Source organism: Pantoea sp. EKM10T (assembly GCF_011800685.1).
Taxonomy (GTDB): Bacteria; Pseudomonadota; Gammaproteobacteria; order Enterobacterales; family Enterobacteriaceae; genus Pantoea; species Pantoea agglomerans.
The window spans coordinates 131,242-154,855 of the sequence record NZ_JAALEU010000007.1 but is presented as its reverse complement, the minus strand read 5'-3'; the positions used below and the strand labels follow the sequence as shown (position 1 = coordinate 154,855).

General features: G+C 59.0%; 18 protein-coding genes. 11 read left to right on the top strand and 7 right to left on the bottom strand.

Features of this window, described 5'->3' with window-relative positions; genetic code table 11:
• Positions 1-4 precede the first annotated feature (4 nt).
• The 3 genes from HFD95_RS14810 to HFD95_RS14800 are packed head-to-tail and all read right to left on the bottom strand — an operon-like array spanning position 5 to position 1,836.
• Positions 5-703: a molecular chaperone gene (locus HFD95_RS14810; protein WP_010671112.1), complete on the bottom strand. Its 699-nt coding sequence runs from the start codon at positions 701-703 to the stop codon at positions 5-7.
• A 25-nt stretch (positions 704-728) separates the two neighbouring features.
• Entirely contained in the window at positions 729-1,244 is a 516-nt protein-coding gene (locus tag HFD95_RS14805) for a spore coat U domain-containing protein (protein ID WP_159226994.1), read from the bottom strand.
• 22 nt (positions 1,245-1,266) lie between these two features.
• On the bottom strand, positions 1,267-1,836 hold the full coding sequence (locus tag HFD95_RS14800; RefSeq protein ID WP_010249006.1) for a spore coat protein U domain-containing protein: 570 nt from the start codon (positions 1,834-1,836) through the stop codon (positions 1,267-1,269).
• 543 nt (positions 1,837-2,379) lie between these two features.
• On the opposite strand from HFD95_RS14800, the gene HFD95_RS14795 reads away from it, so the two are divergent.
• The 3 genes from HFD95_RS14795 (at position 2,380) to HFD95_RS14785 (ending at position 8,306) form a co-directional block, all read left to right on the top strand.
• Positions 2,380-4,461: a bifunctional diguanylate cyclase/phosphodiesterase gene (locus tag HFD95_RS14795; protein WP_167430414.1), complete on the top strand. Its 2,082-nt coding sequence runs from the start codon at positions 2,380-2,382 to the stop codon at positions 4,459-4,461.
• 153 nt (positions 4,462-4,614) lie between these two features.
• Positions 4,615-6,777 (top strand): bifunctional diguanylate cyclase/phosphodiesterase, encoded by a 2,163-nt coding sequence (locus HFD95_RS14790; protein WP_167430413.1) that lies wholly within the window; start codon positions 4,615-4,617, stop codon positions 6,775-6,777.
• A 125-nt stretch (positions 6,778-6,902) separates the two neighbouring features.
• Positions 6,903-8,306, top strand: coding sequence for a PLP-dependent aminotransferase family protein (locus tag HFD95_RS14785; protein ID WP_010249003.1), 1,404 nt, complete (start codon positions 6,903-6,905; stop codon positions 8,304-8,306).
• On the opposite strand, the gene HFD95_RS14780 is transcribed toward HFD95_RS14785, so the two are convergent.
• Complete coding sequence (locus HFD95_RS14780; protein WP_010249002.1) at positions 8,303-8,785, bottom strand: YlaC family protein; 483 nt, start codon at positions 8,783-8,785, stop codon at positions 8,303-8,305. The two genes, HFD95_RS14785 and HFD95_RS14780, sit on opposite strands and share 4 nt — an antisense overlap.
• A gap of 331 nt (positions 8,786-9,116) precedes the next feature.
• Between HFD95_RS14780 and HFD95_RS14775 the strand changes: the two genes are divergently transcribed.
• The 6 genes from HFD95_RS14775 (at position 9,117) to HFD95_RS14750 (ending at position 17,780) form a co-directional block, all read left to right on the top strand.
• Entirely contained in the window at positions 9,117-9,716 is a 600-nt protein-coding gene (locus tag HFD95_RS14775) for a cupin domain-containing protein (protein WP_010249001.1), read from the top strand.
• 133 nt (positions 9,717-9,849) lie between these two features.
• Positions 9,850-10,917 carry an ABC transporter ATP-binding protein gene (locus HFD95_RS14770; protein ID WP_033769858.1) on the top strand — a complete coding sequence of 356 codons (1,068 nt, stop codon included), beginning with the start codon at positions 9,850-9,852 and terminating at the stop codon, positions 10,915-10,917.
• A 15-nt stretch (positions 10,918-10,932) separates the two neighbouring features.
• Positions 10,933-11,934, top strand: a complete 1,002-nt coding sequence (locus tag HFD95_RS14765) for an ABC transporter substrate-binding protein (protein WP_010248999.1) — start codon at positions 10,933-10,935, stop codon at positions 11,932-11,934.
• 2 nt (positions 11,935-11,936) lie between these two features.
• Positions 11,937-13,676, top strand: coding sequence for an iron ABC transporter permease (locus HFD95_RS14760; RefSeq protein ID WP_167430412.1), 1,740 nt, complete (start codon positions 11,937-11,939; stop codon positions 13,674-13,676).
• Entirely contained in the window at positions 13,664-14,752 is a 1,089-nt protein-coding gene (locus tag HFD95_RS14755) for an MBL fold metallo-hydrolase (RefSeq protein WP_167430411.1), read from the top strand. The genes HFD95_RS14760 and HFD95_RS14755 overlap by 13 nt, the downstream gene beginning before the upstream one ends.
• 178 nt (positions 14,753-14,930) lie before the next feature.
• Positions 14,931-17,780 (top strand): bifunctional diguanylate cyclase/phosphodiesterase, encoded by a 2,850-nt coding sequence (locus tag HFD95_RS14750; protein WP_167430410.1) that lies wholly within the window; start codon positions 14,931-14,933, stop codon positions 17,778-17,780.
• 41 nt (positions 17,781-17,821) lie between these two features.
• Here the strand turns inward: HFD95_RS14750 and HFD95_RS14745 are convergent, their stop codons facing one another.
• Together HFD95_RS14745 and HFD95_RS14740 are read right to left on the bottom strand one after the other, a co-directional pair.
• Positions 17,822-18,886, bottom strand: coding sequence for a LacI family DNA-binding transcriptional regulator (locus HFD95_RS14745; protein ID WP_010248992.1), 1,065 nt, complete (start codon positions 18,884-18,886; stop codon positions 17,822-17,824).
• On the bottom strand, positions 18,883-19,137 hold the full coding sequence (locus HFD95_RS14740; RefSeq protein WP_167430409.1) for a hypothetical protein: 255 nt from the start codon (positions 19,135-19,137) through the stop codon (positions 18,883-18,885). Before HFD95_RS14740 ends, HFD95_RS14745 begins: the two co-directional genes overlap by 4 nt.
• Here HFD95_RS14740 and HFD95_RS14735 point away from each other — a divergent pair.
• Together HFD95_RS14735 and HFD95_RS14730 are read left to right on the top strand one after the other, a co-directional pair.
• On the top strand, positions 19,109-20,419 hold the full coding sequence (locus tag HFD95_RS14735) for an MFS transporter (RefSeq protein WP_010248988.1): 1,311 nt from the start codon (positions 19,109-19,111) through the stop codon (positions 20,417-20,419). The genes HFD95_RS14740 and HFD95_RS14735 overlap by 29 nt on opposite strands.
• Positions 20,420-20,429: 10 nt before the next feature.
• A complete protein-coding gene (locus HFD95_RS14730; RefSeq protein ID WP_045139626.1) occupies positions 20,430-22,793 on the top strand; it encodes a TIM-barrel domain-containing protein in 2,364 nt (787 codons plus the stop codon).
• Positions 22,794-22,853: 60 nt separating this feature from the next.
• On the opposite strand, the gene ftnA is transcribed toward HFD95_RS14730, so the two are convergent.
• A complete protein-coding gene (ftnA, locus tag HFD95_RS14725; protein ID WP_010248984.1) occupies positions 22,854-23,360 on the bottom strand; it encodes a non-heme ferritin in 507 nt (168 codons plus the stop codon).
• Positions 23,361-23,614: the final 254 nt, after the last annotated feature.

Below are 23,614 nucleotides of genomic sequence, written 5' to 3'. Positions count from 1 at the left end.
GCGCTTACTTCTGGGCAGCGCTACGCCACTGGCTCTTGTTAACCTCTGCGGTGAGTTCGCCGCTCACCGGCGAGGTGAGCGGCCAGCGGTGATAGCTGTCAGCCAGCACATAGCCGTACAAGCCTTCGCCCAGTTTGCGACCGCCAATCGCCACATTGCTTAACCGGGCGTGACCGCTGCCGCTGTTGGTTAACTGGAGCCAGCGCCTGCCGCCCTCGCTGACCTGTTGCCAGCGCAGAGCCGGGCGAGCGCTGTCTGTGTTCAGCCCGGTACCGTAAACAAACAGCGGCACCGAATAGCGCATCTGGAAGGTCAGCCCGGCCTGATTCTCGCCGGGATTTCGCGGGGTCGGGATCTCATCCAGCACCACCCGATAGGCCAGCTCTTTACCGGCCGCAGGCGGCGTCTGTTTAATCAGCCTGACCAGCTGTTTCTGGCCTGGCTCCATCCGCACCATCGGCGGGCTGGCGACCACCTGCTGCTGAGTCTGATACTGCTCCTGGCCATTGTTCTGCTGCCAGCTGAAGACGCGGATCTGCATCATGGTGGTGCTGTTACCGCGATTCTCCAGCCAGAGTTCGCTGGCTTTCTCTTCAGGATTAATGGCGGGATCGATGGGCCAGATCATGACCGAATTCGCGGCGAAGGCCGGGGAGAGCAGGGTGGAACTTAGCAGCAGCAACAGGGCGCGCAGTGGCTTCATGATCATATCCTTGTTTTCTATCACCTCACCAGCTCAGGGTGACGGTCAGCGTGTCGGTATAAACGCCGGCGCGCGCAGTGCCGGGCAGTTGTAGCTGACCGTAGATCGGCAGCGTAATGTTATTGGCATTGCTATAACTCAGCGGCACCGCCTGGTTCACCGGGATCACAGTGGTGCGGCTGGCGTTGCTAAAGAGCGTGTAGGGAACGGTGTTGCTGAAATTGGGCAGCTTCAGGTTACGGGTCGTGGTGAAATTGTTGCCCTGATTAATGCTCATGCTCAGCGTTGTGCCCGGTGTACAGGCGAGATTAATCGAGGTGCTCTGCAGATAGCTGGCGTTGACGGTACTCGCCGCCACGCCAGACTGCGTGCCGAAATTAAGCGTGCCAAAGACGCCGGTATTGGTACCGGATATCACGCAGCCTGCCACAATCGACGCGGTAACCTGGAAGGTGCTGGTTGGCAGACTCCAGGCGCTGATACTCCCTGTCAGCAGGGGCAGACCGCATGCGATCGTCAGACAGGATCGCCAGAGAACCACCCGTATTTACCTGCGACAGCAGTTAATAGTTCACGGCAACGTTAATCGTGTCGGTATAGGTTCCGGCAGGGATCAGGGGATTGAAGCCGCCGCCGACCACCCGGCCATAGATGGCGTAGTTGGTCCCCAGCGTCGGATCGGTGGTACCGCTGGCGGCGATAGGCGTATTGTTGGCGATCGCCGTGGTAAAGGAGGCGTCACTGTAGAGGGTATAGGCAATGCCCTGTGCATTATCCGATCCCAGTACCAGATAACGCGGCGATGCAGAGGCGGTGCCGTAGATGGTCGCCGGTGCAGTATTGCTGCTGGTGACCACCACGTTGTAATCCTGACCAGTGGTGCAGCGCACAAAAATACCGTTACCAGCCGCACCGACCAGTGTGGCGTTCAGGGTATCGAAAGTGGCTGCGCTGCTACCAAAGTTCAGGGTACCGAAGTTAACGCCCGCCGTAGCCGACTGGCCGTTCACCAGACAACCGGTGGTCAGGGTTAACGTGGCATTGATGGTTCCCGAGGTCGTCGCCGCCTGGGTTAATGACGGAATAGCGACAGTTAATCCTGCAGCGGCAAACAGAAAAAGCTTGAGTTTCATAATATTTCCTTACGGATTATCCAGAGTCAGTGCTTTTTCACCCGGTGTTTATTAACGATTCAACCCAAAATAAAGGAAATAAAATAACAAGGTAGGCAGTGCCGCTATCTTAAGAAAAATCTTAGACTTAAGAATGCTGATTTATATCAGTTTTACTTACTATAGATCAGTTAAAGCGTTACGCGAAGCCTTGCTATTTATTTTTGATTAATCAAAACGTCACCCCGGCCGATAACCCAGTAACAGCAAGGCGCGAAGACGAGGCGATAAAACAAAATTCTTTGTTTTTTCGGTATCTGGCATGCTTTCTGCTTCGGTGATATGTTCCTGTACCAATCAGACATAATAACGGTTTACCGGCTTGCTCTGGGGGCGGTTAATAAGATGCAGGTTATAAATGGCCAGCGTCGGCGGGCGCGTTTTGCCTGACCTTCAGGACCAGAAAATACCGAAATTTTATCACTTTCACCCATCGGGTGTTTTCAGATCACTTATCAGACTGTACACAGCACCCGTTTCTCCGCGGGTGGTGAGGAGTTACACATGTTGCCTGTCACCTGGGATAGCGTCCTGATCTGCGTTTCGCTGATCGTGGTGTTCATTGCCTCTTTTACAGCCCTGGATACTGCCGGACGGGTAGCGGTATCCCGTGGCTGGAGCGCCCGGTTCTGGCTGTTGGTGGGCGGCATCGCAATGGGGATTGGCGTCTGGGCAATGCACTTTATCGGGATGCTGGCGATGATGATGCCGATGATGATGCGCTATGACACGCGGCTGACGATCCTCTCGCTGCTGGTGGCGATCCTGGCGTCTGTGCTGGCTTTTGGCCAGACGGTGGGTGGCCTGCATCTCACCCGACAGCGGCTGCTGCGCGGCACGCTGATCCTGGGCGCGGGTGTGGTGGTCATGCACTATCTTGGTATGTATGCCCTGCTGATTGAACCGCAACCGGAGTGGAATGCGCTGCTGGTGGCGCTCTCTGTGCTGATTGCGTTTGCGGCCTCTGGCCTGGCGCTGTGGCTGGCCTTTCATCTGCGCCAGGGCGATCATCATCTGATGCTGATGCGCGGGCTGGCCTCTCTGGTCATGGGCATCGCCATCGCCGGTATGCACTATGTAGGTATGGCGGCAGCAGAGTTCAGCCACAGCAGTATGATGCAGCCGCACGGCGTCAGTAATGCGGGCCTGGCGGTGTGGGTAACGCTGATTACCCTGACTATTCTGGGTATCACTCTGCTGAGTTCGATGCTGGATGCGCAGCTGCGCGCCGCGCGTCTGGCGACCCGCCTCAATCGCGCTAACCAGGAATTGCGTCAGCTGGCGATGCATGACAACCTGACCACGCTGCCCAATCGTGTAATGCTGGAGCAGCAGCTCGATCTCGCCATTAAACAGGCGATGCTTAATGAGCATCGCTTTGCCGTGATCTATATGGATCTCGATGGCTTTAAAGCGGTCAATGACACATGGGGACATCACGTCGGTGACCGGTTGCTGGTGGCAGTGGCGGAACGGCTTTGTAGCCAGCTCAGCAACACGATGCTGCTGGTGCGTCTGGGAGGCGATGAATTTGTGCTGATGGCTGAGTGCGATATCAGCGCAGCCCGCCAGCTGGCGCAAAAACTGGTTAAAGTTATCAGTTCGCCGTTTGAACTTGACCGCTATGTGCTGCACGTTTCACTCAGCGCGGGCATTGCGATCTTTCCGCTGCACGGTCGTAACCGGCAGGAGCTATTGTTTAATGCTGATGCGGCGATGTATCACACCAAACACAGCGGACGAAACGGCTGGTGCCTGTTTGAACCGGCCATGAGCGCCGCGACGCAGCATCAGCTGGAGCTGGCGAACGATCTGTGGGAGGCGATAGAGCGCGAGCAGATGCGGCTGTTCTATCAGCCGAAATTCTGTTCCGGCGGCACCAGGTTAATGGGATTCGAGGCGTTGTTGCGCTGGCAGCATCCGCAGCGCGGTTTACTGACGCCTGAGCTGTTTCTGCCGCGCGCCGAAAAAACCGGTCAGATTATTGCGCTGGGTAACTGGGTGATCGGGGAGGCCTGCCGTCAGCTCAGGATATGGCACAGCCAGGGCCACAGTGACTGGACGGTATCGGTGAATCTCTCCGCGTTGCAGTTTCACCAGCGTGATTTGCTGACTATCCTGACGCAGACCCTGGCGCGTTACCAGCTGCCAGGCAGCGCGCTGATGCTGGAGATCACTGAAGCGATTGCCATGCGCGATCCCGCTTTCAGCCAGCAGCGCATTCGTGAATTGCAGCAGGTGGGTGTCAGCGTCGCGATTGATAACTTCGGCATCGGTTATGCCAACCTGCTGCATCTCAAAGATCTGGATGCCAGTGAACTCAAAATTGATCGCAGCTTTATCAACTGTCTGCGGCCCGGCAGTGAAGATGCGACCGTGGTCAGCGCCATGCTGACCCTGGCGCAGAGCCTCAATCTGCGCATGGTGGCGGAAGGGGTTGAGACTGAAGAGCAGCAGCATTTGCTCAACAGCTTAGGCTTTGATGCGTTGCAGGGCTATCTGCTGGGCAAGCCGACGCCAGCGGACCGGGTTGAGGCGCTGAGTTTTCCCTCACTGCGACAGCCGGTGGCGTCACTGTCCGGCTGACTGTGTTGATAGCAACGATAGATTTCATCACTCAGAATGAGTGGAAGGATGCAGGGTTCGCGGCTCATTAACCGCCGGGCTGTGCCGATAACTAAGAGAATAATTTTAAAACCCTCTGCCCAACCACAAGCTCTGCTTTCGCGGGAATGCACTATGTTAGCGACCTCATACGACTCTTTTATCGTCATCGTCTCCGTTCTTGTCGCGATGCTGGCTTCGTTCACCGCCTTAGATATGGCGGGACGGGTGGTGCATTCAACCGGCAAAGTTGCGCTGGTCTGGCTGTTCGGCGGCGGTTTTTCCATGGGCATCGGCATCTGGGCGATGCACTTTATCGGCATGCTGTCGATGAATATGGAGATGGTGATGAGCTACAACGCCGGGCTCACCGCCTTCTCTGCGGCCATTGCTGTCTGTGCGTCGATATTTGCGCTGTGGCTGGTCTGCAATGGCGATCTGCCTTTGCCGCGCCTGGCGGGCGGCGCGCTGATCCTCGGCAGCGGCGTAGTCGCGATGCACTACACCGGCATGGCGGCGCTGATGTTCTCCCCCGGTATCGTCTGGAAATGGGGCTGGGTGGCGCTGTCGGTGGCGATCGCCCTGGCCGCCTCTGGCACCGCGCTGTGGCTGGCGTTTAACCTGCGGGAAGGACAGACCAGTCGGGTCACCCTGCTGCGCATTGGCGCATCGGTGGTGATGGGCTGTGCGATTGCCGGCATGCACTACACCGGCATGATGGCGGCAGAGTTTCCCGTCCACAGTCATCCGGTCGGGCAGGGCGTCAACAGCAACTGGCTGGCGATTCTGGTCACGGTGGTCACTATTTCGATTCTGGGCATTACCTTACTGGTGTCGATGCTGGATGCTCGGATGCAGGCGCGTACCTCGATTCTCGCCAGTTCGCTGGCTGAAGCCAATCGCGAGCTGGCACAGCTGGCGCTGCACGACAACCTGACGCGGCTGCCCAACCGCATCCTGCTGGAGGATCGGCTGGAGCAGGCGATTAACAAAGCGAACCGTGAGCAGAGGCAGTTTGCCCTGATGTTTATGGACCTCGATGGGTTTAAGGCGGTCAACGACGCGTTCGGGCACCACATTGGCGACAGTCTGCTGGTCGGCGTGACCGAGCGCATGAGCGAGCAGATGACCGGCTACTTCACGCTGGCGCGGCTCGGCGGTGATGAGTTTGTGCTGCTGGTGGAGATCGACGATCCCAATGATGCGGCGGCCATCGCCGATAAGCTGGTCAAAGCGGTGGATCGTCCGTTTGATATCTCACGCTATGAGCTGGTGGTATCGCTGAGTCTTGGCATCGCGGTCTATCCCGGCGATGGCGTGGATGAGCGCGAACTGATGTTCAACGCCGATGCGGCGATGTACCACACTAAAAATAATGGCCGTAACGGCTACACCTTCTTTCAGCCTTCTATGAACATTCAGGCCCAGAGCCAGCTTCAGCTGAATAACGATCTCTGGCAGGCGCTGGATCATGATGAACTGCGCCTGTTCTATCAGCCAAAATATTGCGCGCCGAGCGGTCCGATTCTCGGTTTTGAGGCGCTGCTGCGCTGGCAGCATCCGCAGCGCGGCCTGCTGTCGCCCGATAAATTTCTGCCAATGGCAGAAAAGACCGGAATGATTGTCAATATCGGCAACTGGGTAATCCATGAAGCCTGTCGCCAGCTGCGCCAGTGGCATCTGCAGGGCCATCCGCACTGGTCGGTGGCGGTGAACCTGTCGGCGTTGCAGTTTGAGCAATCGAATCTGGTGAAGACGGTGGTGGATGCGCTGGAAAAACATCAGATTCCGGCCGAATTGCTGACGCTGGAGGTGACGGAAACCACCGCGATGCGCGATCCCGATGAGAGCGTGCGCATTCTGACTGAGCTGACCCACCTCGGGGTTAAAGCTTCAATTGATGACTTTGGCACTGGCTACTCCAGCCTGCTCTATCTGAAACGGCTACCGGCCAGTGAACTCAAGATTGACCGGGCCTTTGTGAACGAGCTGCAGCATCACACAGAAGATGCCACCATCGTGTCGGCGATAGTGGCGCTGGCGCAGTCGCTGCAATTGAAAGTGGTGGCCGAAGGCGTTGAAACCGCTGTGCAGCAGGCCTTCCTGACCAGCCTGGGCTGTAATACGCTGCAGGGCTATCTGCTGGGCAAGCCGGTTCCCCCGGAGCGGGTGCCGGAGCTGGCTGATTATGTGGTGGCAGAGATTGAAGAGGCGATTGCGGAAGTGAGTCTTAATGCCGAAGCCGAAGCCGAAGCCGAAGCCGGGCAGCCGCTGACGCCGCAGGTCGCTGTGATCTGACCTGCCTGAAGCCGTGAAGAATCAGCGCAATCGGATAAAGCGATTCGCGCCGCCTGTCATTGGTCGCCGTGCGTGGTAAAGTCTCGCGGTCAGACTATTCACGGTAAAACAAGGAGCGGTCACCCGTGGCGAAATACCAGCGATTGATGGATGAGATTCAGCAGCAGATAGAGGCCGGTATCTGGCTGCCAGGCACACGTCTGCCGTCGTTGCGTCAGCAGGTCGCGCAGCAGGGTGTCAGCCTGATGACGGTGCTGCATGCCTATGAGTTGCTGGAGAGTCAGGGCTGGATCGTCTCCCGTCCACAGTCGGGTTACTACGTTGCACCGCGTGCCTTAGCACCCGCACCGCTGAGCGTGGCGATCAGCGAACAGGTCGATATCAACGACTTTGTGTTTGATGTGCTGCAGGCCACGCGCGATCCGGCCATCGTGCCGTTTGGCTCCGCCTTTCCCGATCCCGCACTCTTTCCGCAGCGCCAGCTGATGCGCTCGCTGGCTAACGTCTCTCATCATCTGACCCCAACCGATGCGCTGCACAATCTGCCGCCCGGCAACGCCACGCTGCGACAGCTGCTGGCGCAGCGCTATGCGCGTCAGGGTATCACCCTGTCGCCGGATGAAATTGTCATCACCAGCGGGGCGCTGGAGGCGCTGAACCTCAGTCTGCAATCCCTGACCGAGCCGGGCGATTATGTGGTGATTGAACAGCCGAGTTTTTATGGCGCGCTGCAGGCGATAGAGCGGCTTAAGCTCAAGGCGCTGGCGATCCCGGTCGATGCCAGAAATGGCATCGACCTCGTCCAGCTGGAGGAGGCACTGCAGCGCTGGCCGGTGAAAGCCTGCTGGCTGATGACCACCCTGCAGAATCCGCTGAGCGTAACCTTAACGCCGGAACGCAAACAGCAGCTGGTCGCACTGCTGGCGCGTTATCAGGTGCCGATGATTGAAGATGATGTCTATGCCGAACTCTGGGCGGGTGATGCGCCGCCGCTGCCGGCGAAAGCCTGGGATCGCCAGGGGAACGTGCTGCACTGCGGCTCATTTTCAAAGTCGCTGGTGGCAGGATTCCGCGTCGGCTGGGTCGCGGCGGGACAACATGCGCAGCGTATTCAGCGGCTGCAACTGATGAGCACGCTCTCTACCAGTGCGCCGATGCAGCTGGCGCTGGCCGATTTTCTTGCCACGCGGCGTTACGACACCCATCTGAAGCGGCTGCGACAGATTCTGGCGAAGCGACAGCAGATGGTGCGCCAGGCGTTAATGAAGGTGCTGCCGCCGCAGGCCACGGTCAGCGAAGCGCGCGGCGGCTATTTTCTCTGGGTGACGCTGCCAGAAAGCATCAATACGACCCGGCTCTATCAGCGGGCGCTGGCTCAGGGGATCAGTATTGCACCGGGGCAGCTATTTTCGGCAGGTGAGCAGTTCAGGCACTGCTTCAGGTTAAATACCGCCTGGCCGTGGGATAGTCGGGCCGAGGCGGCAATCGTGAAGCTGGGTCAGCTGATGGCGGAAGGGCAGGCGGATTAAACCCGCGCCGCTTCCTGATGGCCCCAGGTCAGGTAGTAGACATCATAGAAGTCGACTTCCCCTTTTTGCGTCAGCAGACGCTGGATACCGCTCTTCACGCGTTCTGGTGTCTCAGGCAGCGACAGAATGCGTGAGATTGCCTGTTCGCGCACCGGCTGAATGTAATACCACTCGCCGTTGTAGCAAACACGCAGATCGAGGGCATCGATATCTTCAAAGCGATATTTCGGGTTGATATCCAGCAGCATCAGCACACTCATCACCAGCACAAACACGGTGGCAAACCAGAAGGCGGGCCAGCCGAGCATCTCGGTGGTGAAAATCAGCGCCACGCACAGGCCGTAGCAGAGGTACATTACTGCCCAGAGACCAGGGTGGTTCTTCAGAAACGAGAGGCTGAAACGCGGCAAATTGTCGCGACGTTCTTCGCGGTTAAGCAGGGCGATCTCGTCAATCAGGATTTGTTTAATAGCGTCCATTTGTTACCTCACTGTCATCTGTTAGCTATTACAACAGATAACAGTCAAGCATATCAGAAACAGATCTGTGCTTTTTTTATATAACAGTTTATACGACAGTGACCGGGGCGTCGGGCTGCGGCGCCTGTGTGACTTTCCGCCTGACATTTTGCAACACTTTGCCGCAGTAAGAACCGCTATCCGCCGTCGCGCAGGCACACTCCGACCCTATAGTTAACGACACATTTGGCTTTAGTCAGCAATATCAGTCAATTATCTCAATTGTGTCGTCTGGCGCACATTGCATTGTACCGCGGGTTTGCCACACTTAGAAAAACATCGGAGAACCTGTATGCGTGCCTCATCCTCCAGTCTGCTATTAATGATGTCCTTTGCCGCTGGCACCTTCTCGGCCGGGGCCTCTGACAATCCTCAGCATCTGATGCTCGCCAGCCCGTCGGGCGGTGTACCCAATAACCCGTTACCTCTGATTATCTGGCCGCGCGTGGTGCCGGAAGAGGAGGAGATCGCTGCGTGGTTTGAGAAAACCTTTGAGGAGAACGGCTGGCCACCCGCCTGGCGCTATCCGATCTTCCCATACACCCATTATCATCCTAATACCCATGAACTGCTGGGCGTCGCTGAAGGCTGGGCGGAAGTGCTGTTTGGCGGCGACAGTGGCCGGATGGTGACCCTGCGCGCAGGCGATGCAGTCCTGATTCCGGCGGGTGTCGGCCATCGGCAGGTCAGCGCCAGCGAAGATTTTATGGTGATAGGTGCCTATCCGCACGGGATGTCGCCGGAGACACTGCGCGATGAGCCCGCGAAGCTGAAAATGGCCCAGGAGCAGGTGAAAAAAGTGCCGTTACCGACGCAGGATCCCTTTACCGGCAAAGAGGGCGCATTAACCGAGATCTGGCAGCCGATTGCGGCGCTCACCGCCCAGCAGTAAGCCACGGGGCGAGCACGCCCCGATGCCGCTCCGCCAGCCCGGCTTTCGCGTCCCGTAAGCCTGGCTGTCACCGGGCTGTCATCAAACTGTCGTAGCGTTTTGCCCAGCATGTTAACGGCAAAGGCAGAGTAAGATGGCGGCAATATCGTTAACCGGACTGAGCAAAGCGTTCGGCGCGCAGCCGGTACTGGACGCGATTTCGTTACAGATTAACCAGGGCGAGTTTGTCGCCGTTCTTGGGCCTTCTGGCTGCGGCAAAACCACCCTGCTGCGCCTGCTGGCCGGCTTTGAAACGCTCGACAGCGGTGAAATCCGCATCGGTGAGCGTCAGGTTGCCGCAGACGGGCTGCACCTGCCGCCGGAAGCCCGCGAGCTCGGCGTGGTGTTCCAGAACTACGCTTTGTGGCCGCATATGACGGTCGCGGAGAACGTCGGCTACAGCCTGAAGGTGAACGGTGTGGCGCGCGCAGAACGCGAACTGCGCACCACCCAGGCCCTGACGCTGGTCGGGCTGGATCGCTTCGCCGACCGCCGACCCGCCGATCTCTCCGGCGGTCAGCGCCAGCGCGTGGCGCTGGCACGCTGCCTGGTGGCACGGCCGACGCTGGTGCTGCTGGATGAGCCGCTGGCTAACCTTGATGTCCATCTGCGCGCCACCATGGAAGAGGAGTTCCGCCGCTTCCATCGCCACAGCGGCGCCACCTTACTCTATATCACCCACGATCAACGCGAAGCGATGGCACTGGCCGACCGCATCGTAGTGCTCGAACACGGCAGAGTGATGCAGTTCGCCAGCCCGCAGACCCTGTGGCGCGAACCGGCTAATGAGATGGTGGCGACCTTTATTGATGAGGGGCGGGTGCTGCCGGTCAGCGACATTGAGCCGCTCGATCCGGGTCAGGCAACCGCCACGCTCTGTGGGCTGCGGGTTTTGCTGCGCTGCTCGCCTCACCAGCGCCCGCTGCCGCACGGCAAAGCCAGCTTCCACAGCGTCAGTTTTCACCTCGCCGCTGAGGGAGAGCGGCAGTTTGCCGCCCGCGTTGAGCGCATCATCTTTCGCGGTGGCTACCATCAGATCAACCTTCGACCGCTTAATCAACCGGATGTCAGCCTGTCGCTGACGCTTAATGATGCTGCATTACTGGCGGTGGATGACACCGTCGGCGTCGCCGTCGATGACGGCTGGATTCTTCCTGCATAAAGGGTTTCAGAAACCATGAAAACGGCTTTTCGTACTCCGCTTCACGCGCTGTTGTTGCTCTCGGGCCTGGCGGCCTCAACCCTGTTGCAGGCGGCCGACGCGCCCGGCGGCAAGCTGGTGGTTTACACGTCGCAGGCACCTGAAATTGCGCAACAGACCATCGATGCGTTTAAGGCCGCGTATCCGGCGGTGGAGGTGGAGTGGACCCGCAACGGCACCACTCAACTGATGAACGTGCTGCGCACGGAGATGATGAGCGGCCAGGTCAAACCCGATGTGCTGCTGGTGGCCGACGCGATCAATCTGGGCGCGCTCAAGAAAGAGGGGCAGCTCTATTCATATCCGGCCGCCCCGGTCAGCCACCTGAAGCCTGCCTATTACGATGCGGATAAAACCTTTTTCGGCACCAAAATTATCGCCACGGTGATCGCCTATAACACCCAGCGTGCGAAGCCGGTCAGTAGCTGGAAAGCGCTGGCAGTAGAAGAAAACAGAGGCCAGATTGCGGTCCCCAGTCCCCTCTATTCCGGTGCGGCGCTCTATAAGCTGCATACCGATATCCATACCCCGTCGATAGGCTGGGCGTTCTATCAGCAACTGGCCGCTATCGGCATTGCGCCACAGGGCGGCAATGGACCGGCGCTGAAAGCGGTTGCCAGCGGCATGGATAAGTATGGCGTGATCACGGATGCCGATATTATCCGCGCCAAAAAGCAGGGATCGCCCATCGATCTGGTCTATCCGCAGGAGGGCGTCTCCTATGTGACCGAGCCGGTGGCGATCATGAAGTCGGCGCATAATCTGCCGGCCGCCAAAGCCTTTGTTGATTTCATGCTGTCGGAAGCGGGACAGCAGCTGGTGGCGAAGCAGGGCAACCGGCCGGTCGATGCCCGCGTGGCGGCACCCGGTGGCTTTGCGCCGATTGAGCAAATCACGCTGCTGACGCCGGATGTGGCACAAGCGGTGGCCGAGGATGCTCAGGTCCGCGAAACCTTTACTGAACTGTTTGGCGGCTGATCGTGAGCGTGCTGGGTAACGAATGGCGAAGAGGCCAGGCCGCCAGGCATCGCAGATGGCGGGCGGAACCGCTGGTGCTGGGCATACTGGTGCTGGTGATCGGCCTGCTGTCGGTGGCACCCTTTGCCCGGCTGATGGGAACCGCGCTGGCACCGGATGGCATACTGGATAGCGATCGCCTGCTGAGATTGCTGACCAGCCGGCGGGTGCTCAGTGCCACGCTGAATACCCTGGCGATCGGCATCAGCGCAACGCTGATGTCGCTGCTGCTGGGAACGGTGGCCGCCTGGCTGGTGGCGCTCACCGATTTGCGTGCCAAAGCGGCCTGGGTATTTGCCTTTATCCTGCCGCTGATGATCCCGCCGCAGGTGACTGCGCTGGCCTGGATACAGGCGCTGGCACCGGGCAGTCTGCTGGCCACTGCGGTGAATGCGCTGGGCGGGACATGGCTGGCACCCGGTCAGCAACCGCTCTATTCCGCGACCGGCATGGTACTGCTGCTGGGTCTGCACAATGCGCCGCTGGTGTTCCTCACGGTGCGGGCTGGCCTGCGTCGACTCCCCGCCGAACTGGTGGAGGCGGCCCGCATCAGCGGCGCATCACCCCGGCAGATTCTGTTCACGGTGATCCTGCCGCTGGCGCGCCCCGCGATCTTCGCCGGGGCGGCGCTGGCGTTTGTCGCTGCGGTCGGGAATTTCGGTATCCAGGCGATGCTGGGTATTCCGGCGCGGGTGCCGACGCTGATTACGCTGGTTTATCAGCAGCTCAATACCCTCGGCCCCGGTGCGCTGCCCAATACCGCCGTCTACTCGATGCTGATTGCGCTGATCACCCTCGCCGGGATGCTGATTAGCGGCTGGCTGGGCGGACGACGCGATGTCCGGGTCAGCGGATCGCCACGACCCTGGCACCAGCCGCTGCGGCGCGCGCGACTGCCGGGCGAAATCATCGCCTGGCTGTGGATGGTGATCACCTTGCTACTGCCGCTCAGCGCCCTGCTGACCACCGCCTTAACCCGCGGTTTCGGTCAGGCTCTGAACTGGCAAACCCTGACGCTGGAGAATTTTCAGCAGGCGCTATGGGGCTATCCGGCGATACGGCAGGCGTTCTTTACCAGCCTGTGGCTCACCGGCCTGACGGCGCTGCTGCTCAGCGTCATGGCACTGTTCCTGGCTTTCTTTCTCAGCTGGCATCGTACCCGGCTGGTGCGGGGGCTGGGATTCGCCAGTGAGCTGACCTATGCGCTGCCCGGCATTGTCACCGGCGTGGCGGCGATGCTGTTTTTCCTGCGACCGCTGCCGCTGCTGGGATTTTCCCTTTACGGAACGGTGTGGATTATTCTCGCGGCCTATCTGGCCAATTTCCTGGCGCTGGTGTTAAGGCCGACGCTGGCCGGGTTCGCGCAAATCGAACCGTCACTGGATGAGGCGGCGCGCTTATGCGGCGCGGGTCTGATGCGGCGGATGACTGACATCCTGCTGCCGCTGGCGGCACCTTCTGTGCTGGCCGGTGCGCTGCTGGTGTTCCTCACCGCGCTGAATGAAATACAGGTTTCAGTGCTGCTGGTTACCGCGCAAACCCAGACGCTTGGCCCGACCATTATTTTCCTGGACGAAGGCGGATCGGCGCCGCTGGCGGCGGCGGTCGGATGCCTGATGATTGGGATCGTGCTGGGCTTAATGCTGCTGGCCTCACGACTGACGCGCCGTCTGCCGCAGGGAGTCCTGCCATGGCAAGCCTGACGGTGATCAGCGGCGTCGGCGGAAAACTGCCTGCCGCTTTCCTGCTGGAGATAGAGGGATATCGTCTGTTATGGGATTTAGGTGCCGGGCCGGAGCCGGGCGTCCGGCCCGCAATGGACGCCATCGGCCAGGTCGATGCGCTCTGCCTGACCCATTCCCATGTGGATCACGCGGCGGCGCTGGATAGCTGGGCCGACATCGGTTCACCGCCGGTCTATGCCAGTGAGATTACCTGGCAGCAGCTGGGCGAGGCTGGCGTTCCGGCTCAGGCGCGACGCATCCTGCCATTGCGCGGCCAGTGCGCGCTGGGGCCGCTGAATCTCTTTACCGGTCGCAGCGGGCATTCGCCAGGATCGATCTGGTTTCATCTGCCGATTGCGGGTGGCATCACCTATATGGGCGACTGGAGTCGCGAATCGCTGCTGTTGCCGTTTGATTGCCCGCCACGCACACGGCTGTTGATTACCGATGGTTCCTATGGCGACCGCAATCAGCGACTGGCGCAGCAGATCGACGCGCTGGCCCTGGCGGCACAAGGGGGCGCCGTGGTCACCGCGCCGCTGCACGGGCGCGGCCCTGAGATGGCGCTGCAGCTCAGCGCTCGCGGGCTGCCGGTGGTGATGTGTCCCCAGGTGCGCGAAGAGGTGGCGCAGTTGCTGGCGCTCAACAGCCTGCCCGCCGCGGCGATGCTGGCGCTGGCCCAGTTATTGCGCGTCGCAACACCCGACCACTGGCGACCGGATACGGTAATTGTCGCGGCGGATGCGGTGGCTGACAGCGGGCTGGCGGCGCAGCTCAGCCATCAGCCCGACTTTCGTCTGATCTTCAGCAGTCACGTTTCCAGCGGCACCCGTGCCTTTGAGATGCTGCAATCCGGCATGGCACGCTGGCTGCCGTGGAATGTGCATCCGCCGCTCGACGATCAGCTGGCGCTGATCAGACAGACGGCGGCCCAGAAAGTGATCCCGGCGTTTGTCGCGCCGCAAGAGTGCCAGCAGCTGACGAGCCAAAGTCCGGCAATGCTCTGCTGGCAGCACCGTTATTCGCTCTCCTCGCGCTGGGAGCGGGTCGCCTGACGCGCCGCCACCGCGGAGTCATTGAACATTTACTCGCCGCTGCCGATAAACCCCTTATAAACACTGATTAATCTTCTTAATGCGCTTGTCATCTCAGCTCTTTTCGGCTGTAGTCTGCGCACGCTATTAAGAACATTCCTAAGCCGTCATCCGGCTACAGAGCAGCAGGCTAATCACAATGGATAATAACTCTGAGGTCATCTATCGCATGCTGGTACAAAGCGTGAATGATTACGCCATCACTATGCTAAAACCTGACGGTATCATCGGCAGCTGGAATCAGGGTGCTCAGCGCACGATAGGCTATACGCCAGACGAGATGATTGGCTGCAGCTTTGCCCTGTTGTATAGCGAAGAAGATCGCCGCCGGGGCCTGCCGCAGCGTGGGCTGGATATGGCTGCCACTGCCGGACACCATGAAAGCGAAGGCTGGCGCTATCGCAAAGATGGCAGTGCTTTCTGGGCACACGAGACGATCGACCCGATACGCAATGACGCCGGTCTGCTGGTGGGATACGCCTGTATAACCCGCGACTGTACTCAGCAGCAGGAGCAGCAGCGCAAAGAGCGGGAGCAGGAGATGCGCTTCCGCCTGCTGGTGGAGGGCGTTACCGATTACGCTATCTATATGCTCGATCATGACGGTAACGTGGTGAACTGGAATGCCGGGGCACAGCGCGCCAAAGGCTATGTGGCGGAAGAGATTGTCGGCCAGCATTTTTCCCGCTTCTACAGCGCACAGGATCGCCTGAACCGTGTCCCGGAGCAGAACCTGCAAACCGCTTATCGCACCGGCCGCTTTGAAGATGAGGGCTGGCGCTACCGCAAAGATGGCAGCGCCTTCTGGGCGCATGTGGTGATCGACACGATCCGCGACGATCAGGGTAAGCTGCTGGGCTACGCTAAAATCACCCGCGACTGCACCGAACAGCAGCGCGTCCGCAGTCAGCAACGGGAGCAGGAGCAGCGTTTCCGTCTGCTGGTAGAAGGGGTCACCGATTACGCCATCTATATGCTCGATGTCGATGGCGTGGTGGTGAACTGGAATGCCGGTGCGCAGCGTGCCAAAGGGTACAAAGCGGATGAAGTGGTGGGTCAGCACTTCTCGCTGTTTTACAGTTCCCAGGAGCGGCTGAATCGCATCCCGGAAGCGAATCTCGGTATCGCGCTTAAGACCGGCCGTTTTGAAGATGAGGGCTGGCGCTACCGCAAAGATGGCAGCGCCTTCTGGGCGCATGTGGTCATCGACGCGATCCACGATGATGACGGCAAGCTGGTTGGCTTCGCTAAGATCACCCGCGACCGCACGGAACGCCGTGAGCAGGAGCAGCAGGTGCTGCGCGCCAGGGATCTGGCTGAAGCCCAGAGCACCCAGAAAACCGCGCTCTCTAAATTCCTGGATAATATCATCGCCAACATTCCCTCCTGCGTGATTGTTGAAGATGCGATCACCCGCGAGATCCTGCTGGTTAACGACCGCACTCAGCAGCTGTTTGGCCTGTCGAAATCGCTGATCGTCAACAAGCGCCCGCACGAATGTATGTCGCCCGAACTCAGCGATTACTTTAATAATCTGGCGGATGTTGCGCTGCGCAGTGAGGGCATGCATGAACGTGAGCAGTTGCTGATGACCGCCAGCGGCGAACGCATTCTGCATACCCGCGCCACTGCGATTAACGGTCAGGATGCGCGACGTAACTACCTGATGCTCTTGGTGGAAGATGTCACTGACCAGCGCGCCGCTGATGCCCGTATTCACCATATGGCGCACCACGACAATCTCACCAGCCTGCCGAACCGCATTCTGTTCCGCCAGCGTCTGAGTGAAGCCTTGCGCACTGCCGGTCAGATACAGCGTCAGACTGCCGCGCTCTGCCTTGATCTCGATAACTTTAAAAATGTGAACGATGCGCTGGGCCACCAGATTGGCGACGAGTTGCTGCGCAGTGTGGCTAAGCGTCTGCGTAACGTGCTGCGTGACCAGGATACTCTGGCGCGTATCGGAGGCGATGAGTTCGCCATCGTGCTGCCTTCGGTGGCCAGTAATGAAGAGGCGAGCATTGTGGCGCAGCGCCTGATTGAGGCGATTCGCCCGCCGGTCAACGTTGAAGGCCATAATCTGTCGGTCGGGCTCAGCGTGGGGATTGCGCTCAGCACCACCATCACCAATACGCCGGAGCAGCTGCTGCGCTGTGCGGACATGGCGCTGTATGAAGCCAAACGCAACGGTCGCAACCGTTATGAGCATTTCACGCTGGAGATGGACGATGTGGCGCGCAGTCGACGCCTGATTGAAAACGATCTGCGCGATGCGATTAGCGGCGGGCATCTGCGGCTCTACTATCAGCCCATCACCAACGGCGATAACCGTACCATCATTGGCTATGAGGCGCTGATGCGCTGGCATCATCCGGTTCGTGGGCTGATCATGCCCAACGACTTCATCCCGATCGCTGAAGAGACCGGCCTGATCCATATGCTGGGGGCGTTTGCACTCTATGAAGCGTGTCGCGAAGCGGCGAGCTGGGAAGGGGAGCAGTCGGTCTCGGTCAACCTCTCACCGCTGCAGTTTAAAAACAGCTCGCTGGTACCGGTGGTGGAAGGCGCGCTGAAAGAGTCGGGTCTCGATCCGGCGCGGCTGGAGGTTGAGATCACCGAATCGGTGCTGCTGGATGATTCGCTGGGTAATATCCGTACCCTGCAAAATCTCAAGGCGCTGGGCGTGCAGATTGCGCTGGATGATTTCGGCACCGGCTATTCGTCGCTGAGCTATCTGCGATCTTTCCCGTTCGACAAAATCAAAATCGACAAATCCTTTATCAATGATATGGGTGACAGCCGCGAGGCGCTGGCGATTATCCGCGCCATCACCGGCATGAGTCGCAGTCTGGATATCCAGATTACTGCCGAAGGGGTGGAGAGCGATGAGCAGTTCGCTAAGCTGCGCGATGAGGGCTGTACCCTGTTCCAGGGCTTCCTGTTCGGACGGCCTCAGCCGTCGGAACTGCGGCTGAAAACGCTGGGTTAACCCGCGCCGGGTTAATCCATACCGTGTTAATCCATACCGTGTTAATCATAGAGGCCATGCTGCTGGACCGGCGCATGGCTGAGATTATCGCGAATGCGCCGCACCGACTCGCGCACCACCAGCCTGCCATTCAGCAGCAGGCTGCCGGTGGGTGTGCCTGGATTCAGGCGCATCTCCTGCAACATTCTCACTGCCGCTGCGCCCAGTTCATCACGCGGCACCTGCACCGAGGTCAGCGGAATATCGTGGATTGCGGCCAGGTTAAAGCCATCCATACTCATCACCGAAATATCCTGCGGCACCCGCAGACCGGCCTGCTCCAGCGCAGTGACGGCGCCCGCCGCAATGTAATCACCGCTGGCGAGAATTGCGGTCGGGCGCAGCGCATCAGGGCAGTGGCGCAGATATTCACTCAGCCGTTCCGCCGCTTCATTGCTGCTGAAGCTGTTCAGGGTCAGCAGATGCTGGCGGCTGTCAAACCGCAGGTTCATGGCATGCCAGGCGTCGCGCACCCCCTGCAATCGCTGCTCCATGGTGTAGCGGCGTAAGCAATGCAGCGACAGGATCTGCCGGTGTCCCTGCTCAAACAGATAGCGCGCTGAGAATTCACCAATCAGCTGATGATGGGGTGAGACTGAAGGCAGGCGCATTCGGCGATCGCGGGCGTTAATCAGCACGCAGGGTTTGTTCATCTCCGCCGCCAGCTGATGAATATGCTCATCATCAATGCCGATCAGCAGTGCCGCTTCGGTCTGCTGCATCTTGTCGATAAACAGCGCGGCATCACTTTCCACCTCCTCCAGCGGGCAGTAGCGCAGCCGCACCTCATGCGGCTCCACCGCCTGGCTGATCCCCTGAATCACTTTGTAGTAGAAGATGTCACTGCGTACATCAAAGGCGCGCGGCGGGGCAAAAACCATCAGGTTATTCAGCAGCAGGCGACCACTGTGCAGGTTGTTTAGCACGCCCTGTTGCTGCGCCACGGCCAGCACTTTGTCACGGGTGGCGGGCCGGGTATTGGCTTTACCCGCCAGCACCCGCGACACCGTACTGATGGAGACGCCGCTGAGTGCCGCAATTTCGCTTACTTTCAGCCTTTGTTTCATTCTGTGATCGCCTTCAAATCTGCTAATGAAAAATTTTTCATAACCTGCTGAATCGCGTCAGATAAGCGTTTCAGTGCCATTTTCTGCCGGGATTCAGCCTGCCATGAAAAGCGTTGCAAAAAAGTGTCTGTACCCACGTTTCGCACTTTTCTAAGTTCGTTACAGGACACGCGGTACGCCAGCAGGCGGTGTGCGTCATCAATGGCAATCAGGAGTGGCACAATGAGCCTCGAATCAACAACCAAACCCATCAGTGCATCCCGCACGGTGCGCGTGATTAAAAATTTACGCTGGTGGATGCTGGGAATGTTCCTGCTGGGTGTAACCGTCAACTACATCACCCGCAACTCGCTCGGCATTCTGGCACCGGAACTTAAAAACAGTCTGCACATGACGACCGAACAGTACTCCTGGGTGGTGGCGGCGTTTCAGCTGGCCTATACCCTGTTTCAGCCAATCTGCGGCTGGCTGATCGATGTGATCGGACTGAAGATGGGCTTCCTGATCTGTGCGCTGATCTGGTCGGTGACCTGTCTGCTGCACGCCGGCGCGGGAAGCTGGCTGCATCTGGCATTGCTGCGCTTTGTCATGGGCGCCTCTGAGGCGGCGGCAACGCCCGCGAACGCCAAAGCGATCGGTGACTGGTTTCCGAAAAAGGAGCGTCCGGTCGCGGCGGGCTGGGCGGGCGTCGGCTTTTCGATTGGTGCCATGCTGGCACCACCGATTATTTATGTCGCGCACATAACGTTTGGCTGGCAGGGCGCCTTTCTGCTGACCGGCGGGCTGGGCCTGCTGTGGGTTGCACTCTGGTGGTGGGGCTATCACTCGCCCGAGAGCCATCCTCGTCTCTCTGATGAAGAGCGGGCCTTTATTAATCAGGACAACGAAGCGATCGGGGAAAAACTGCCGTTCTTCACCGCGCTGAAAGTGATTGGTAAAGAGAAGAAATTCTACGGCATCGCCATCCCGGCTTTTCTGGCCGAACCCGCCTGGGCGGTCCTGAGCTTCTGGGTGCCGCTCTATCTGGCCAATGAGCGCGGCATGGATCTCAAGCAGATCGTGATGTTTGCCTGGCTGCCGTTTCTGGCCGCCGACCTCGGCAGCGTTGCCAGCGGCTATCTGACCAAAATCTATGTGCGCTGGTTTGGTCTCACCCGCGTCAATTCGATCGTCGCCAGTTCGGTGACCGGCGCACTGCTGATGGTCTCACTGGCGCTGATGACGCTGGTAAAAGATCCCTGGCTGGCGATCGCCCTGATCTCGGTCGGTGGCTTCGGCCATCAGGTGATCTCCTGCATGCTGAGCGCGCTGGTGGTGGAGCGTTTTGATCGCCGCCAGATGGCCACGGTCAACGGCATGCGCGGCTCCTGCGCCTGGATCGCCAGCTTTATCTTCTCGCTGATTATCGGTGTCACCGCCGATACCATCGGCTTCAATCCGCTGTTTGTGGCGATGGGCTTCTTTGACCTGATTGGTGCCGTTTTCCTGGTGATGCTGGTCGCCGAACGCCGCCAGCGCCCTGCTAACCCATAAGGATATCGCGATGAAAACCCTGAAGAACTGGACGCTGCATCAGCAGGCCGATCACTTTGTTGAACTCAAGGTCGAAGATCGTCACTTCCTGCGGCTTTACGTGCTGGAGGATAAGCTGATGCGCGTGCTGCTGAAGCGCGATGGTGAGCTGGCGCTGAACCGCACCTGGAGCATTGCGCCTGTCAGCGACGTGCCCTGGCAGGGGCGGGATCGTGAGGCGCTGGATGGCTTTACGCTGCCGGCATTTAAGGTTGAACACGATGCGCAGCAATTGCGCATCAGCACGCAACGGCTGCGTGTTACGGTGCATCAGCCGCTCTGCCTGAGCTGGGAGCAGTTTGATGGTGAGAGCTGGCAGCCGCTGGCCGCCGACCGTCACACCGGTGCCTATCTGCTCAATGCACACGGCGACGGGGTCGAGCACTATCAGCGTCGCCAGCCGCAGGATCGGGTTTATGGCCTGGGCGAGAAGAGCGGCGACCTGAACCGCGTTAACCGCCGTTTTGAGATGCGTAATCTGGACGCCATGGGCTACAACGCCGCCAGCACCGATCCGCTCTATAAACATATTCCGTTTACCCTGACGCAGCGCGATGGCGTCAGTTTTGGCCTGTTCTATGACAACCTGAGCAGCAGCTGGCTCGATCTGGGGAATGAGCTGGATAACTACCATCTCCCTTATCGCCGTTACCGCGCCGAGGCGGGCGATCTCGATTACTACATGATGCTGGGCCCGACGCTGCTCGACGTCACCAAAGCCTTTGTGCGTCTGACCGGTCGCACCCTGTTTCAGCCGAAGTGGAGCCTGGGCTACAGCGGGTCCACCATGCACTACACCGACGCGCCCGACGCGCAGCAGCAGCTGCAATCCTTTATCCGTCTGTGTCGCGAGCATGAAATTCCCTGCGACTCGTTCCAGCTCTCTTCGGGTTACACCTCGATTAACAACAAGCGCTACGTTTTCAACTGGAACTACGACAAAGTCCCGAATCCCAATGCGCTTAGCGACGCGTTTCATACTGCCGGAATGAAGCTGGCGGCCAACATCAAGCCCTGCCTGCTGCAGGATCATCCGCGCTATCAGGAAGTGGCTGCGCAGGGGCTGTTTATTCGTGACTCTGAGCAGGATCGTCCTGAGCGTTCGGTGTTCTGGGACGATGAGGGATCGCACCTCGACTTCACTCATCCGCAGGCGGTGCGCTGGTGGCAGGAGAATGTCACCCGGCAGCTGCTGGAAAAGGGCATCGATTCCACCTGGAATGACAACAACGAATATGAGGTGTGGGATGGCGAAGCGCGCTGTCACGGTTTTGGTCAGCCGATCGCCATCAAGCATATCCGGCCGGTAATGCCGTTGCTGATGATGCGCGCCTCAATGGAAGCCCAGCAGCAGTTTGCACCGGACAAACGCCCTTATCTGATCTCCCGTTCCGGCTGCGCCGGGATGCAGCGCTATGTACAGACCTGGAGCGGCGATAACCGCACCAGCTGGCAAACGCTGCGCTACAACATCCGCATGGGACTGGGGATGAGCCTCTCCGGGCTGTTTAACGTCGGGCACGATGTTGGCGGCTTCTCGGGCGATAAGCCGGATGCCGAGCTGTTTGTGCGCTGGGTTCAGAATGGCGTTATGCACCCGCGCTTTACTATCCACTCCTGGAATGACGATCACACGGTAAACGAGCCCTGGATGTACCCGGAGGTCACACCGATGATCCGCGAGGCGATCCGGCTGCGCTATCGCCTGATGCCCTATATCTATAACCTGGCGTGGCAGGCCAGCGTGGAAGATGAGCCGATGCTGCGCCCGACCTTTCTCGATCACGAGCAGGATCCGCTGACCTATCAGGAGTGTGATGACTTTATGCTGGGGCGCGATCTGCTGGTCGCCAGCGTAGTGGAGCAGGGCGCGCGCAGTCGTGAAGTCTATCTGCCCCGTAACCGCGGCGGCTGGTATGACTGGCACAGCGGCAAGGCGTTTGCGGGCGGCGAGACCATCACGCTGGATGCGCCGCTGGATCGGCTGCCGCTGCTGGTAAGGGCCGGTGCGGTGATCCCGCTGGGCGAGTGCGAAAGCACCACCGATGCGCGGCGCGATACGGTGCGGCAATGGCAGCTATGGCCTGCCCCCGAAGGCGTGCAGACTCAAGGCGAAATGTTTGATGACGATGGCGAGAGCCACGGCTGGCAACAGGGGAATGCGCTATGGCTTCGCTGGACGCTCTGCAGCAGCGCCACGCGTATCGACCTGACGGTGGAAAAACGTGGAGATTACCAGCCAGCCTGGCGGGAGATCGCGCTGTTACTGCCTGCGGGGGAAAGCCGTGAACTGTGGGTGAATGGCGGGAAAGCCGCGAGTTACCGGCTGGAATAGCGGTGCAGTGGTGTCAGCAAGACGGCAATAAGATCGGCCCCGAAAAGGGGCCGATAAACATTATTCTGCGTGGTTCTCGGTGCTCATGCGGCCCAGATCTTTATCGACCAGGAACAGACCGTTGCCGCTGTTGCTGACCAGCGCCAGTTTATCCAGCACGGTTTTGAACAGTTTCTCTTCTTCATGCTGCTCGGCGACATACCACTGCAGGAAGTTGAAGGTAGAGTAATCCTGTGAGGTCATGGCAGCATGGGCCAGTTCATTGATTTTGCTGGTGATCAGCTGCTCATGCTCCAGCGCCTGCTGCAGAATTTCATTCAGCGAGGTGAAAGAGACTGGCGGCGCAGCGATGGTACCCAGCACCGGCATGCCGCCGGTATCGCTCAGGTAATCAAAAAGACGCTGCATATGCTGCATCTCTTCGCGTGAATGCATCTTCAGGAAGGAAGCGGCACCCTCAAAGCCTTTGTCGCTGCACCAGGCGCTCATTTGCAGATAAAGATTGGCAGAGAAAAATTCCAGGTTCAGCTGGTCGTTTAAACGCCCAGTCATTTCAGCAGTCAGCATGGCCGAGTCCTTTTAAGAAGATGTTAAATAAACAGGTATAGTCGGTGAATTATGCATCAAATATGTTAGTAAAGCGAAGGCTTTTCCGCAAAAACAGCCAATTTATCTGATTGATTTAAATAGAATTATTTCGCAAATTGAATGCGAGCGATTCTCATTCTGCATCACTCCTTATCGGGCAACAAAATCAGGGTTTCAGCACCATGATAGTGCGCCCGGTCGCTATCCTGCTGGTGCAATCGCCGCTGAAGCTG

Coding starts and splice junctions, on each gene's coding strand:
- HFD95_RS14810 (WP_010671112.1), bottom strand. CDS start 703: ATGAAGCCACTGCGCGCCCTGTTGCTGCTGCTAAGTTCCACCCTGCTC.
- HFD95_RS14800 (WP_010249006.1), bottom strand. CDS start 1,836: ATGAAACTCAAGCTTTTTCTGTTTGCCGCTGCAGGATTAACTGTCGCT.
- HFD95_RS14795 (WP_167430414.1), top strand. CDS start 2,380: ATGTTGCCTGTCACCTGGGATAGCGTCCTGATCTGCGTTTCGCTGATC.
- HFD95_RS14790 (WP_167430413.1), top strand. CDS start 4,615: ATGTTAGCGACCTCATACGACTCTTTTATCGTCATCGTCTCCGTTCTT.
- HFD95_RS14780 (WP_010249002.1), bottom strand. CDS start 8,785: ATGGACGCTATTAAACAAATCCTGATTGACGAGATCGCCCTGCTTAAC.
- HFD95_RS14775 (WP_010249001.1), top strand. CDS start 9,117: ATGCGTGCCTCATCCTCCAGTCTGCTATTAATGATGTCCTTTGCCGCT.
- HFD95_RS14770 (WP_033769858.1), top strand. CDS start 9,850: ATGGCGGCAATATCGTTAACCGGACTGAGCAAAGCGTTCGGCGCGCAG.
- HFD95_RS14765 (WP_010248999.1), top strand. CDS start 10,933: ATGAAAACGGCTTTTCGTACTCCGCTTCACGCGCTGTTGTTGCTCTCG.
- HFD95_RS14755 (WP_167430411.1), top strand. CDS start 13,664: ATGGCAAGCCTGACGGTGATCAGCGGCGTCGGCGGAAAACTGCCTGCC.
- HFD95_RS14750 (WP_167430410.1), top strand. CDS start 14,931: ATGGATAATAACTCTGAGGTCATCTATCGCATGCTGGTACAAAGCGTG.
- HFD95_RS14745 (WP_010248992.1), bottom strand. CDS start 18,886: ATGAAACAAAGGCTGAAAGTAAGCGAAATTGCGGCACTCAGCGGCGTC.
- HFD95_RS14735 (WP_010248988.1), top strand. CDS start 19,109: ATGAGCCTCGAATCAACAACCAAACCCATCAGTGCATCCCGCACGGTG.
- HFD95_RS14740 (WP_167430409.1), bottom strand. CDS start 19,137: ATGGGTTTGGTTGTTGATTCGAGGCTCATTGTGCCACTCCTGATTGCC.
- HFD95_RS14730 (WP_045139626.1), top strand. CDS start 20,430: ATGAAAACCCTGAAGAACTGGACGCTGCATCAGCAGGCCGATCACTTT.
- ftnA (WP_010248984.1), bottom strand. CDS start 23,360: ATGCTGACTGCTGAAATGACTGGGCGTTTAAACGACCAGCTGAACCTG.